This is a genomic window from Arthrobacter sp. 131MFCol6.1, assembly GCF_000374925.1.
In the GTDB taxonomy this organism is placed as follows: domain Bacteria; phylum Actinomycetota; class Actinomycetes; order Actinomycetales; family Micrococcaceae; genus Arthrobacter.
Genome location: NZ_KB895541.1, coordinates 763,349 through 776,848, shown reverse-complemented (window position 1 = coordinate 776,848; position 13,500 = coordinate 763,349). Strand labels below are relative to the sequence as shown.

General features: G+C 67.6%; 11 protein-coding genes. 3 read left to right on the top strand and 8 right to left on the bottom strand.

The window, feature by feature from the left end; all coding sequences use genetic code 11:
• Positions 1–72: 72 nt before the first annotated feature.
• A complete protein-coding gene (locus C566_RS0103725; protein ID WP_018772993.1) occupies positions 73–468 on the top strand; it encodes an RNA polymerase-binding protein RbpA in 396 nt (131 codons plus the stop codon).
• Here C566_RS0103725 and pgl read toward each other — a convergent pair.
• From pgl to tkt, 6 genes are all read right to left on the bottom strand, one after another.
• Entirely contained in the window at positions 427–1,239 is an 813-nt protein-coding gene (gene pgl, locus C566_RS0103720; RefSeq protein WP_026266348.1) for a 6-phosphogluconolactonase, read from the bottom strand. The two genes, C566_RS0103725 and pgl, sit on opposite strands and share 42 nt — an antisense overlap.
• Positions 1,229–2,170 (bottom strand): glucose-6-phosphate dehydrogenase assembly protein OpcA, encoded by a 942-nt coding sequence (locus tag C566_RS0103715; protein ID WP_018772991.1) that lies wholly within the window; start codon positions 2,168–2,170, stop codon positions 1,229–1,231. The genes pgl and C566_RS0103715 overlap by 11 nt, the downstream gene beginning before the upstream one ends.
• On the bottom strand, positions 2,167–3,729 hold the full coding sequence (zwf, locus tag C566_RS0103710) for a glucose-6-phosphate dehydrogenase (RefSeq protein WP_018772990.1): 1,563 nt from the start codon (positions 3,727–3,729) through the stop codon (positions 2,167–2,169). Before zwf ends, C566_RS0103715 begins: the two co-directional genes overlap by 4 nt.
• Before the next feature lie 15 nt (positions 3,730–3,744).
• Positions 3,745–5,379: a glucose-6-phosphate isomerase gene (locus C566_RS0103705; protein ID WP_018772989.1), complete on the bottom strand. Its 1,635-nt coding sequence runs from the start codon at positions 5,377–5,379 to the stop codon at positions 3,745–3,747.
• A gap of 6 nt (positions 5,380–5,385) precedes the next feature.
• Positions 5,386–6,501: a transaldolase gene (gene tal / locus C566_RS0103700; RefSeq protein WP_018772988.1), complete on the bottom strand. Its 1,116-nt coding sequence runs from the start codon at positions 6,499–6,501 to the stop codon at positions 5,386–5,388.
• A 63-nt stretch (positions 6,502–6,564) separates the two neighbouring features.
• On the bottom strand, positions 6,565–8,682 hold the full coding sequence (gene tkt, locus C566_RS0103695) for a transketolase (RefSeq protein WP_026266347.1): 2,118 nt from the start codon (positions 8,680–8,682) through the stop codon (positions 6,565–6,567).
• Positions 8,683–9,177: 495 nt separating this feature from the next.
• On the opposite strand from tkt, the gene C566_RS0103690 reads away from it, so the two are divergent.
• Positions 9,178–10,140, top strand: a complete 963-nt coding sequence (locus C566_RS0103690; RefSeq protein ID WP_026266346.1) for a heme o synthase — start codon at positions 9,178–9,180, stop codon at positions 10,138–10,140.
• A 134-nt stretch (positions 10,141–10,274) separates the two neighbouring features.
• Positions 10,275–11,222, top strand: coding sequence for a threonine/serine dehydratase (locus C566_RS0103685; RefSeq protein ID WP_026266345.1), 948 nt, complete (start codon positions 10,275–10,277; stop codon positions 11,220–11,222).
• A 93-nt stretch (positions 11,223–11,315) separates the two neighbouring features.
• On the opposite strand, the gene C566_RS0103680 is transcribed toward C566_RS0103685, so the two are convergent.
• Positions 11,316–12,476 carry an acyltransferase family protein gene (locus C566_RS0103680; protein WP_081627241.1) on the bottom strand — a complete coding sequence of 387 codons (1,161 nt, stop codon included), beginning with the start codon at positions 12,474–12,476 and terminating at the stop codon, positions 11,316–11,318.
• Between the two features lie 280 nt (positions 12,477–12,756).
• A complete protein-coding gene (locus C566_RS20685) occupies positions 12,757–13,260 on the bottom strand; it encodes a hypothetical protein (RefSeq protein WP_231386236.1) in 504 nt (167 codons plus the stop codon).
• Positions 13,261–13,500 lie beyond the last annotated feature (240 nt).

The window sequence follows — 13,500 nt, the reverse complement described above, 5'->3', positions numbered from 1 at the left end:
CATCGGGAACTCACGAACTACACTGTGGCTGTCGTCTTGCACTTCCACCAGCTAAGTAGCCAGGAGTTCCCGATGCTGCATTCTGCTTCCGGATTCAAGGGAATCCGCGTGGGCGCCACCGAGGGGGCATCTCCCCGCCATGAACCACTGAACGGGGCCGGCGTACGCCAGCCCCGTATTCGTGTCTCCTTCCGGTGCGCCAAGGGCCATGAAACCGCGCTCGTGTTCGCCCAGCTGCCGGAGGAACAGATCCCCGGAGTCTGGGACTGCCGGCGCTGCGGCGGCACCGCAACCCGCGACGAATCAAAGTTTGCCCTGGAGGAAGCACCGACAGAGGGCTTCAAGACGCACCTGGAATACGTTAAAGAGCGGCGCTCCAGCCAGGACGCCGAAGACGTGCTGGCCGGAGCGCTGGAACGGCTACGCTCAGGACGCACCCTTCCGGACGAGCTGCTCCGGGACCCGTGAGGCCGCGTTCTCGTCAATCAGCCACAGGGTTTCCCGGCGGCCGCGCGGGCCCGCCGCGGGAACCTGCACCGGATTGGCGCCGGCCAGGGCGAGCCCTACGGCGCCGGCCTTGTCGTCACCGGCCACCACCATCCACACCTCGGACGCCGTATTGATCGCCGGCAACGTCAGCGACACCCGCGCCGGCGGCGGCTTGGGGGAGTTGTGGACACCCACGACAGTCCGTTCCTTCTCCCGGATGCCGGCTTGCTCCGGGAAGAGCGAGGCGACGTGCGCATCCGGCCCGACGCCGAGGAGGACAATATCCAGGCGGGGGAGCCGCGCCGGCATTTCCGGCCTGTCGTCGGACATGTCCGCGGCGTGCTCGGCGGCCGCTGCCTCGGCGAGACGGCGGGCATAGTCGGCCGCCGCGTCGTCCGGGCTGTCGAAGTCATCGGTGGAACCGGGCACATGGACGCGCGCCGGATCAACACCGATATGGGACAGGAGGGCGTCCTGGGCCTGGCGGGCGTTGCGCTCGGCGTCGTCTGCCGCCACAAAGCGCTCGTCCCCCCACCAGAAATTCACCTTGGACCAGTCGACGGCCCGCGCCGCCGGCGACTCGGCCACGGCCTTGAGCGAGCCGATGCCCATCGTTCCCCCGGTAAGCACCACCGTGGCCTCGCCGTGCCGGTCCTGGATATCCACGAGCTTGGTAATCAGGCGGGCTGCGATCGCAGCCATCAGAACGGTCGAATCAGGATGGATGCTTACTCTCGGGTCAGCGCTCACTGGGACGGACACTCCTTAGATTGGTACGCGGCAGTCCCATAGTAATCACTTCACCGAAGACTTCGTCCGGATCCAGGCGGCGGAGTTCCTCGGCCAGGCAGTCCTTGAGGCTGCGGCGGGGCAGTGAGATCCGCTGCGCGGGCTGGCCGGGCTGGGTCAGTTCCGCAATGGTGAGCCCGGGCCGGAAAAGCTGGATGTCGCCGCCGGGCCGGGTCAGCCGGACGCGCCGAATGCCGGTTCCGGCCGGATCCGCCACGATCGTCACGGGAACGTCCAGGGCCAGGGTGAGCCAGGCGGCGAGGAGCACGGTGCTGGGGGAGTCCGAGGCGCCCTCGACGGCCACGGCCGTCACCGGCGAGTCGTCCACCTGGTCCAGGACCGCAGCCAGCTGGATGCGCCAGTTGGTCAGCCGGGTCCAGGCCAGGTCTGTGTCGCCGGCCTTGTAGGTGCGGCGGATGTTTTCCAGCGCCGCGACCGGGTCCGCTTCGTTGGCCGAGTCGGTGATCCGGCGGTGCGCGATGCCCCCGATCGAGGTCTGGCACGCATTCCTGGGTGCGCCGTGCGGCCACCACGCCACGATCGGGGCGTCCGGGAGCAGCAGGGCCGCGACGAGGGATTCGCTTTCCTCGGCGAGTTCGCCGTAGCCGCGCAGCAGGATCACCTCGGAGGCCCCGGCGTCGCCGCCGACGCGGATCTGGGCGTCCAGCCGGGTCGGGGCCGAGGCCCCGGCGTCGGCGAGGACGATGATCCGGCACGGGTGTTCGCGGCTTGCCTCGTTGGCTGCCTCGATGGCTTCCTCTTCGAGCCCGGAGCGGGTGACGACCACAAGGGTCAGGACCCGGCCCAGGGCGATCACGCCGCCCTGCTCCCGCAGGGCCATGATCTTCTTGGAAATCTTGGAGGTGGTGGTGTCGGGAAGATCTACGATCATGGCCTTCTCCAGGTTCGTCCGTCGCGGGCAAGGAGCTCGTCGGCCGAGGCAGGGCCCCAGCTGCCGGGAGCGTAGGGCTGGGGCTGTTCGTCGAGGCCGGCCCAGTAGTTCTCGAAGGGATCCAGGATCTTCCAGGACAGCTCGACTTCCTGGTGCCGGGGGAACAGCGGCGGTTCGCCGAGGAGCACGTCCAGGATGAGGCGTTCGTAGGCTTCGGGGCTGGACTCGGTGAAGGAGTGGCCGTAGCCGAAGTCCATGGTGACGTCGCGGACCTCCATCTGGGTGCCCGGGACCTTGGAACCGAACCGGATCGTGGCGCCCTCGTCAGGCTGGACCCGGATCACCACGGCGTTCTGGCCGAAGTCGTCCTCGCCGTGGTCGGTGAAGAGCAGGTTCGGTGCGCGCTTGAACACGACGGCGATCTCCGTCACCCGGCGCCCCAGCCGCTTTCCGGCACGCAGGTAGAACGGCACACCGGACCAGCGCCGGGTGTTGATGTCCACCCGGATCGCGGCGAACGTCTCGGTCTTGGAATCGGCGGGGATGCCCTCTTCCTCCAGGTACCCGAGGACTTCCTCGCCGCCCTGCCAGCCGCCGGTGAACTGACCGCGGGCGGAGTGGGTGGAGAGGTCGTGGGGGAGCCTGACGGCGGCGAGGACCTTTTCCTTCTCGGCACGCAGGTCATCGGCGTTGAAGGAGATCGGCTCCTCCATGGCTGTCAGGGCCAGCAGCTGCAGCAGGTGGTTCTGGATGACGTCGCGGGCCGCGCCCACGCCGTCGTAGTAGCCTGCCCGGCCACCCGTGCCGATGTCCTCGGCCATGGTGATCTGGACGTGGTCCACATAGTTGGCGTTCCAGAGCGGCTCGAAGAGCTGGTTGGCGAAGCGCAGTGCCAGGATGTTCTGCACCGTCTCCTTGCCCAGGTAGTGGTCGATCCGGAACACCGCGTCCGGCGGGAACACCGACTCGACGATGTCGTTGAGCTGGCGGGCCGATTCGAGGTCGTGGCCGAACGGCTTTTCGATCACCACGCGGCGCCAGTTGTCGCCCGCGGCCTGGGCCAGGCCGTGCTTGGAGAGCTGGCGGCAAACCTGTTCGAAGGCCTTCGGCGGGATCGAGAGGTAGAACGCGTGGTTTCCCCGCGTCCCGCGCTGTTCGTCGAGTTCATCGATCGTGTCCGAGAGCCGCTTGAACGCCTCGTCGTCGTCGAACTCGCCCTGCACGAAGCGGATGCCCTCGGAGAGCTGCTTCCAGACCGTTTCATCGAACGGGGTGCGGGCGTAGGTTTTGACGGACTCCTTGACCTCCGCCGCGAAGTCCTCGTTCTCCCACTCGCGGCGGGCAAAGCCCACCAGCGCGAAGCTCGGCGGCAGCAGCCCGCGGTTGGCGAGGTCATACACGGCTGGCATGAGCTTCTTGCGGGCGAGGTCCCCGGTCACCCCGAACAGGACCAGCGACGCCGGCCCGGCAATACGGTTCAGACGGCGGTCACGGGGGTCCCGGAGCGGATTGCGCCCCCGGCCGGCCGTGTTCCTGCCGCCGTTGTAGGTTTCTGGCATGGTTGCGTGGGTGCCTTAGCTTTCAGTGGAGGATGCGGCCTGGCCGGCGAGGGACGTGACGAGCTCCTGGAGCTGCTTCACGCCCGCGGCGCGGTCGGTGAGGTGCAGCCGGAGGACCGGACGGCCGTGCTCGGAGAGGACCTGGGCATCGCCCGCGGCCTGCGCCGAGATCAGCTCGCCGAACGTGAATGGCCGGTCCGGGATGGCCAGGTCAGCCGCGGACGCGGCCGTGACCTGCAGGAAGACGCCGATCGCGGGTCCGCCCTTGTGGAACTGGCCGGTGGAGTGCAGGAACCGCGGGCCCCAGCCGAAGGTGACCGGGCGTCCGCTGACAGCGGCCAGTTCGTCCCGGACGCCTTCGAAGCTGGCGTAGGCGAGCCGGTCGAAGTAGGCCTGCACGCTGAGGTAGTTGTCCGGGCCGAGTTCGGCGAGCAGCGCGCCGACGGCCTCTGCCGCGGTGGCGGCGTCGCCGAGCCATGCTCCGCCGCGGACCTCGATGGCGCCGTCGGTGAAATTCGCCGGCGTCGGTTCGGGCTGTGCGTCCAGCAGGCCGCGGGCGGCGATTTTCGCTGCCTCGACATCAGGCTGGTCGAACGGGTTGATGCCCAGCAGGCGGCCGGCCACGGCGGTGGCGAATTCCCACACCATCATCTGCGTGGCCAGGCCGCCGGCAATGGCGACCTCGTTCTCGCCGAGCTGCACGTCGGCGTCCGCTGCGACGAGCCGGATGACCAGCACGTCGGGAGCGCCCAGGGTGGCCTCCGGGGAGGCAGGACCGGCCACGACCGGCAGCACGCCGGTGCCGAGCTTGCCTGTGGATTCGGCGATGAGCTGTTCGGCCCAGTCGGCGAAGCCCACGATCCCGGACCCGTCCTCCGCGATGACGATCTTGTTGCGCAGCGGGGTGGTGCCGCCCAGTGCGGTGCCGAGGGCGAGACCGATGTTGTCCTCCGAGTCCTCATTGAGGATCTCGGCGGCTTCTTCGGCCTCATCCAGGAAAGCCTGGATGTCCACTCCGGCCAGCCCGCACGGGACCAGCCCGAAAGCGGTCAGGGCCGAGAAGCGGCCGCCGACGTTGGGGTCTGCATTGAAGACGGCGCGGTAGCCGGCCTCCCGTGAGGCCTTGTCCAGCGGCGACCCCGGGTCGGTGACGATGATGATGCGGCTCTTCGCGTCGATCCCGGCATCGGTGAACGCCTGCTCGAAGATCCGGCGCTGGGAATCCGTTTCCACGGTGGAGCCGGACTTGGACGAAACCACGATTGCGGTTTCGGCCAGCCGGTCCGCCACCGCGGCACTGACCTGTTCGGGGTCGGTGCTGTCCAGCACAGTCAGCTCGACGCCAGCGGTGCCCGCGATGACTTCGGGCGCCAGGGAGGAGCCACCCATGCCGCAGAGGACGATCCGCGTTACGCCCTCGGCCTTCAGCGCGTCGCGGAGTTCGAGGATGTCGCCGACCAGCGGCTGGGAGACGGTGGCCGCCTCGACCCAGCCCAGCCGGACAGCGGATTCCTGCTCTGCGTCCGGACCCCACAGGGTGTGGTCCTTCGCGAAGATCCGGGTGGCAATGCGGTCTTCCAGCAGTGCCGGGAGGTGCTGCTCATGTGCCTGGCGGGCTGCGCCGGTGGCGTCGTAGCTGAGTGTGCTCATGGTGGGTTAGGAAGCCTTCCGTGCAGAGGCCAGGGCGCCTTCGACGTCGCCCAGCAGTTCCTTCCAGCTGGCCACGAACTTGTCCAGGCCTTCGGATTCGAGCAGAGCGACGACCTCGTTGTAGGAAATCCCCAGTGCGTCGAGGGAGTTCAGCGTGGCGTTGGCGTCGTCGTAGCCGCGGGTGACGGTGTCGCCCGTGACGGTGCCGTGGTCGAACGTCGCGTCGAGCGTCTTCTCCGGCATGGTGTTGACGACGCCGGGGGCGACGAGTTCGGTGACGTAGAGGGTATCCGGGTAGGCCGGGTCCTTCACGCCGGTGGAGGCCCAGAGCGGGCGCTGCGGCAGGGCGCCGGCCTCGGCCAGCAGGGCCCAGCGTTCGGTGGAGAACAGCTCCTCGTAGACCTGGTAGGCCAGGCGCGCGTTGGCCAGGCCGGCCTTGCCCTTGAGTGCCTTGGCTTCCTCGGTGCCGATGGCGTTGAGGCGCTTGTCGATTTCGGCATCGACGCGGGAGACGAAGAAGGACGCGACCGAGTGGATCGTGGACAGGTCGTGGCCGTTGTCCTTGGCCTGCTCGAGTCCGGACTGGAAGGCGTTGATCACGGCGCGGTAGCGTTCCAGCGAGAAGATCAGGGTCACGTTGACGCTGATGCCCTCGGCCAGGGTGGCGGTGATCGCCTCGAGGCCTTCGAGGGTTGCCGGGATCTTGATCAGGACGTTGTCCTTGTTGACCTTCTTGTACAGGTGCTTCGCTTCGGCGATGGTGCCGGCGGTGTCCCAGGCCAGGCGGGGGTCGACCTCGATGGAAACGCGGCCGTCGACGCCCTTGGTGGCCGCGGCGACGGGGGCGAACAGGTCGCAGGCGTCGGCCACGTCGGTGGTGGTGATTTCGAAGACGGTCTCCTCGACGGTGGCGCCTGCCGCGGCCTGGGCGGCGATCACGGCGTCGTAGTCGTGGCCGGCGGTGATGGCGGCGTGGAAGATCGACGGGTTGGTGGTGACGCCAACGACGTTCTTCTCTTCAATCAGCTTGCGCAGGGTGCCGGTCTGCAGGCGGCCGCGGGAGAGGTCATCGAGCCAGATCGAGACGCCGGCGTCGGAGAGCTGCTGGGTGGGGGTAGTCATTTCATAACTCCTGGAAATCATGGGTTCCGGGGGCACAGCGTCCCCCGGAACCGTGGTGGTGGATCAGTTGGTGAGGCCGGCGAGGGATTCCTTCGCGGCGGCGGCGACTGCTTCTGCCGTGATGCCGAATTCCTGGAAGAGGCGCTTGTAGTCCGCGGACGCGCCGAAGTGCTCCAGGGAGATGGAACGGCCGGCGTCGCCGACGAATTCCTTCCAGCCCAGGGCCAGTCCGGCCTCGACCGAAACGCGTGCCTTCACGGCCGGGGGCAGCACGGCGTCGCGGTAGGCGGCGTCCTGCTTGTTGAACCATTCCACGCAGGGCATGGACACCACACGGGTGGGGATGCCCTCGGCCTGCAGCACTTCGCGGGCGTTGACGGCGAGCTGGACCTCGGAGCCGGTGCCAATCAGGATGACCTGGGCGTCGACGGTGTTGCCGTCCTTCGACGCCTCAGCCAGGACGTAGCCGCCCTTCTCGACGCCGGCCGTGGAGCCGAAGGTGTCGCCGTCGGCCACGCCGGTGCCGCGGGCGTACGTGGGGATGTTCTGCCGGGTCAGGACGATCCCGGCGGGGTTTTCGTGGTTTTCCAGCATGGCCTTCCAGGCCGCGGCAACCTCGTTCGCATCTCCCGGGCGGACGACGTCCAGGCCCGGGATGGCACGCAGGGAGGCGAGCTGCTCGACGGGCTGGTGCGTGGGGCCGTCCTCGCCCAGCCCGATCGAGTCGTGCGTCCAGACGTACAGCGACGGGACGCCCATGAGGGCGCCGAGCCGGATCGCGGGGCGCTGGTAGTCGGAGAAGATCAGGAACGTTCCGGAGAACGCCCGGGTGCGCCCGTGCAGGGAGATGCCGTTCACGATCGATGCCGCGGCGTGCTCGCGGATGCCGAAGTGCAGGACCCGGCCATAGGGGTTGCCCTTCCACGCCGCGGTGGACCGGGACGTGGGGATGAACGAGGGCGAGCCTTCGATCGTGGTGTTGTTCGACTCCGCGAGGTCGGCGGAGCCGCCCCAGAGTTCGGGCATGACCGGGCCGATCGCGTTCAGGACCTTCCCGGAGGCGGCCCGGGTGGAGACGTCCTTGCCGGCCTCGAAGACCGGCAGGGCGGCCTCGAAGTCGCCCGGGAGCTTCTTCGCCTCGACGCGTTCCAGCAATGCAGCGGCCTCGGGGTTGCCGGCTTGCCACGCCTCGAACGAGGCCTGCCAGTCGGTGCGGGCAGCCGCGCCGCGGTCCTGGACGGCCCGGGCGTGGGCCAGGACGTCCTCGTCGACCTGGAAGGCGCGTTCCGGGTCGAAGCCCAGGACCTTCTTCAGGGCCGCGACTTCCTCAGCGCCCAGGGCGGAGCCGTGGATCTTGCCGGTGTTCTGCTTCTTCGGCGCCGGGTACCCGATGATGGTCCGCAGGGAGATGATGGAGGGCTTGCCGGTTTCGGCCTTCGCGGCAAGCAGCGCGGCGTGCAGTTCCTGCACGTCTTCGACGTATTCGCCGGTCCGGGTCCAATCGACGCGCTGGGTGTGCCAGCCGTAGGCCTCGTAGCGGGCCAGGACGTCCTCGGTGAACGCCACATCGGTGTCGTCCTCAATCGAGATGTGGTTCTCGTCGTAGATCACCACGAGGTTGCCCAGTTCCTGGTGCCCGGCGAGTGAGGACGCCTCGGAGGTGACGCCTTCCTGCAGGTCGCCGTCGGAGGCGATCACCCAGATGGTGTGATCGAACGGGCTCGTGCCGGCGGGAGCGTCGGCGTCGAACAGGCCGCGCATCCGGCGCTGGGAATAGGCGAAGCCGACCGCGGAGGCCAGGCCCTGGCCGAGCGGGCCGGTGGTGATCTCCACACCCTTGGTGTGCTTATACTCCGGGTGGCCCGGGGTCAGCGAGCCCCAGGTCCGCAGCGCCTCCAGGTCCTTCAGCTCCAGGCCGTAGCCGGAGAGGAACAGCTGGATGTACAGGGTCAGGGACGTGTGTCCGGGGGACAGGATGAACCGGTCGCGGCCCAGCCAGTCCGGGTTCGCCGGATCGTGGCGCATCAGCTTCTGGAACAACAAATACGCGGCCGGAGCCAGGCTCATCGCCGTTCCCGGGTGGCCGTTTCCGACCTTCTCCACCGCATCCGCGGCCAGCACACGGACGGTGTCCACCGCGCGCTGGTCCAAGTCAGTCCATGACAGTTCTTGCTCTTCCAAATGTGGCACGAAAACCGGGCCCCTCTCTGTGCTGACGGCCGGCGGTACGCTCTTTTCCGCCCGGGCACAGTTCGGTGCCCGCTGCGGTTCGTACCAGCCGTTCACCATCGAAACGTTGATCTATCATTCAGACGCAGATGCAGAGCCGCGTGTCCGGCAAGTGCCTGTATGCGTGCCCGTGTGCGCTGATCTAAGGACAGCCTAGTCCCATTCCACTTTGTGGTCAGCGTATATCTCACCAATTGGACCTGATTTCGCTTATATGAATCACCGTCCGCCGTGGGGCCGGTGAGCCGGCGTTAACGCGCCGGAATCATGGGGCGCCGTTCGGCGGCCGTCCGCCCCGGAGCTCCACGGTATGATGGGTGGTGGCCTTCGACTGGGGCAAGGACACGGGCGTGCGCCGAGCGCGGAGCCCGGTCTGCCGCACAGTGCGTTGCGAAATCCACCCGGGGCTGCCCAGCCAGACAGAACTGCACAGCCAGACAGAACAGAGTGACTGCCACCGTGAGCACAACTAATACGCCGCTGAACGCCTCCCCGGCCTCGGGAAGAATGGGCTTCGGCCGCAAAGCCAAGGCCTACCTGGCGCTCACGAAACCCCGCGTCATCGAGCTCCTGCTCGTCAGCACGCTGCCCACCATGATCTATGCCGAACGTGGTTTCCCGTCGATCGGCCTGATCCTGGCGACGCTTGTGGGCGGCGCGTTCGCGGCAGGTTCAGCCGGCGCCTTCAACTGTTACATCGACCGCGATATCGACAAGCTCATGCACCGCACCGAGAACCGGCCGCTGGTCACCGGTGAGGTCACGCCCCGCGAAGCCCTCATCTTCTCCTGGCTGCTGGGCGCGGCAGCGATCGCCATCCTCTGGTTCGGGGCCAACCCGCTCGCCGCGTGGCTCGGACTCGGCGCCATCGTCTTCTACGTGGTCATCTACACCATGATCCTGAAGCGGCGCACAGCCCAGAACATTGTCTGGGGCGGCGCCGCCGGGTGCTTCCCGGTCCTGATTGCCTGGGCCGCCGTCACCAACACTGTCGAGTGGCCCGCCGTCGTGCTGTTTATGGTGATTTTCCTCTGGACCCCGCCGCACTACTGGCCGCTGTCGATGCGCTACGGCGAGGACTACCGCAACGCCAACGTGCCGATGCTGGGCGCCATAGCCGGCGCGAAAGTGGTTTCGGTGCAGGTGGTCCTCTACGCCTGGGCCATGGTGGCGTGTTCGCTGCTGATGATCCCGGCCGGCGGTGCCGGCTGGGTCTACACGGTGACCGCCGTGGGCGCCGGTGCCTGGTTCCTGTACGAGTCGCACGCCCTGTACAACCGCGCCCAGGCGGGCGACGTGTCGAACAAGGGAGCCATGAAGGTCTTCCACGGCTCCATCAGCTACCTGACCCTGCTCTTCATTGCCCTGGCCGTCGACCCCTTCGTCGGCTCGGCCATCATGGGCGGCTGATTCCCCCCGTTCGTGTGCCTGACGCTCCCTCACCAGTGGTGGGGGAGCGTCAGCTGTATCAGGGGAGGGGCGGTCCTTTTCGGTCCCGGGGTATCCTTACGAACCGGCCAGGCGCCACAACCCCAGGGGAGACCGTGATCAACCGCAGCGATGTACTTCAGGCACAGAACCGCATCAGTGGCCACGTGCGGCGCACACCATTGCTCCGCGGGGGTACCGCTGCCGCCCCGCTCTGGTTCAAATGTGAGTTCCTGCAGCACACGGGCGTCTTCAAGGCCCGGGGTGCCTTCAACCGGCAGCTCGCTGCCCTGGAGCGCGGGGAGCTTGACCCGGCCGTCGGTGTGGTGGCGGCGTCGGGCGGCAACGCGGGTTTGGCGAACGCATACGCCGCCGCGGCTCTCGGCCTGCCGGCGACGGTGTTCATCCCGAAGAACGCCCCGCGGATAAAGGTCGAGCGACTCCTCGCGTATAACGCCACGGTCCGGCAGATCGGCGCCGAATACGCGGAGGCTTTCGCGGCCGCAATGGACTACGTGGAAGATACCGGTGCCTTGTTCTGCCATGCGTACGACCAGCTGGAAATCGCGGCAGGCGCAGGCACCCTGGCCGAGGAAATTCTCGAGGACGAGCCCGGCATCGACACGATCGTCGTCGCCGTCGGCGGCGGCGGACTCTATGCGGGCGTGGCGGCAGCTGCCGAGGGACGGGCCCGCGTCGTCGCGGTTGAGCCCTTCTCCATCCCCACGCTGCACGCGGCCCTCGACGCCGGGCGCCCGGTCGATGTGGCCGTTTCGGGCGTCGCCGCGGATTCCCTCGGGGCCCGGCGCGTGGGCGGGATCGCCTTCAGCATCGCCTCACGCGTCCCGCCGGCCTCTGTGCTGGTCGACGACGCCGCCATCGTCGCCGCCAGGTCACGGTTGTGGAGCGATTACCGGATCCCCGCCGAGTACGGGGCTGCGGCTGCGTTCGCGGCGCTCACGTCAGGGGCATACACACCCGCCGCAGGGGAACGCGTCGCGGTGATCGTCTGCGGGGCGAACACCGATGCCTGCACGCTGGAGAACGACCCGGGCAGCGATTGACCAGGGCCGACTGAATTCTGCCGGCTGAAGAGTGCCGACTGAACAGTGCCGCGGAACCGTCCCGCGTGAATCCTGCCGCCTGAACAGTCCCGCCTAACCGTGCCGGGAAGCGGCGCTGCCGGCCTGCTGCCGGTCCGGATAGTACCGGGCCGAATAGTGCTGGTCGAAGCGGGCCCGCGCGATCCGGCCGAGCCGTTCGACAGTGTGCCAGCTGATGACCGCAATGAGCAGGGTCACCACGATCGCCGACACCGCGATGAACGGCGGCAGATCGGCCGTGGAGCCGCCGTTGAGCCAGAGAATGACGGCGTAGTTCCAGAGGTAGGCGGCGTACGAGACGGTGCCCAGCAGCTGCACCGGGCGCGTCCACTTGGGCATCACTGCGGTGCGGGAGGCGGCCAGTGCGACCAGGACGGCTGAGGCGGCCATGGCCAGCGGGCCGCCAATGAACATGAAGGCCGGCGTTTCGTTGGCCTTCGGGAAGAAGATCAGCGCGGCCAGGACGGCCACGGAACCGAGCAGGGCCGCACGCCTGGGCCAGCGGCCGGTGAACCAGCTGAACACATGGACCCTGTAGAGCCGCAGGGCCGAACCGATGATCAGGCCCAGGCCCCAGGTTGTCGGCAGCGCGTAAACCAGCGAGTGAAGTTGCGGGGCCAGGGTCACCATTGCCAGCACACTGGCGGACATGAGGAAGAGGGCGACGGCGGCGGACCAGCCAACCAGCCGTCCCTGGCGGTTGCGCCGCAGGGCGAGCACCAGCAGCGCGGGCCAGATCAGGTAGAACTGTTCTTCCACCGCCAACGTCCAGAGCGGTCCGATCGCCATGCTGACGTCGAAGGGCAGGGGGAGGTCTTTGAGGTAGCCAAGACCGGCGAGGACGGTGTACCCAACGATTCCCTTGGACCGGTCACCGAGGACGTCGGTGGCCAATTCGACGATCGCGTAGACGCCCAGGAGAGAGACCAGGGCCGGCACCAGCCGGAAGGCCCTGTGCGCATAGAAGCGTCCGTAACGAATTTTTCGGTGCCGTTCGATGTCGCCGACCAGCACGTTGGTGATCAAGTAGCCGCTCAGCACGAAGAAGACAATGACACCCACGATGCCGGCGCCTTGGAATATGCCGGGCCAGGAATGTCCGAGGAGGACGGCGCCCACAGCGGCACCGCGCAGAACGTCCAGGCCGTCCAGCCGTGGGCGCTTTGCAGTATGTTGGACCGCCTGTGCGGGCCTTTCGCCGACTAGTAACGCCACATATCCTCCGGTGCCTCTATCTGGCCGGTTTCAATTCCAGCTGCATCAAGGCAAAACCGAGCCGTCCTTCTATCCATGGATGCGATTACGGCGCCAGTCCTGCGCCCTATCCAAGTATTCCCGCCTTGGCTGGACGAAACCTGACGCCGGCTCTGCGGCTGCCCGGCCAATGGGCAGGCCCAAAAAGGGGCCACACCATCCAGTATTCCGAACGCCTTCCCGTTTGGACAAGTGACCGGCCAGTAACCCGAGGTCGAATGGGGGGAGGCCTTGGGCCTCTCTATAGATTGTGGGCCACCAGCTCCAGCCCGATTACCAGCAGGCTCAACACGACTTCAGCGAACATGATGGCGGCCTTGTGACGCAGAGGGATCTCGAGGCGCCGGATCGCGAGGAACCCGACGACGGCGAGCGAGACAACCAGGACCACGATCGCCCACGCCAAGGCGACGGCCGTCGACCACAGACCGAGGCCGGCTGCCGTGAGGAGGAGCAACGGTGTGACCAGGACGCCGAGGCCGTCCGCGCTGACCGCGATCATGTGGTGCAGCTCGTCACCGGTGGGAAGCTTCGAATGAACTGTCAGGTGGCTCAGGAGATCGGCGACGAAGATCCCCAGCAGGGAACCGATCACCACGATGCTGAGCGTCGCCGCCGCTGCTAGCGGCGTGGTCTCGTCCGCGTGACTCCGAAGCGCCAACACCACGGCCAGGCTCGTGAAGATGATGTAGACGCGTTCTTTGAGGCTGGCCGCGCGCTGGCGGGCTGAGGGTGAAGGAGGCACGGTCGGTTCTGTCGCTTGCATCAGAGAAGGCCTTCCGGTCAGCGTCACGGGAACGAACGAGGAAAGCCCACTGCCGCGACGATCCTTGTCCATGCCATCCCATAGTCCACCCGGAAATCCCGTCATGGCCAGCCCCCGGGAAGTGAATGCGGTACTGAACATCGTTGCCACAGCGCCCGGACGGGTGCACAGACAGCAAACGCGGGGTCACTTACGGGCCGTCCGGACGTGCCGGATGGG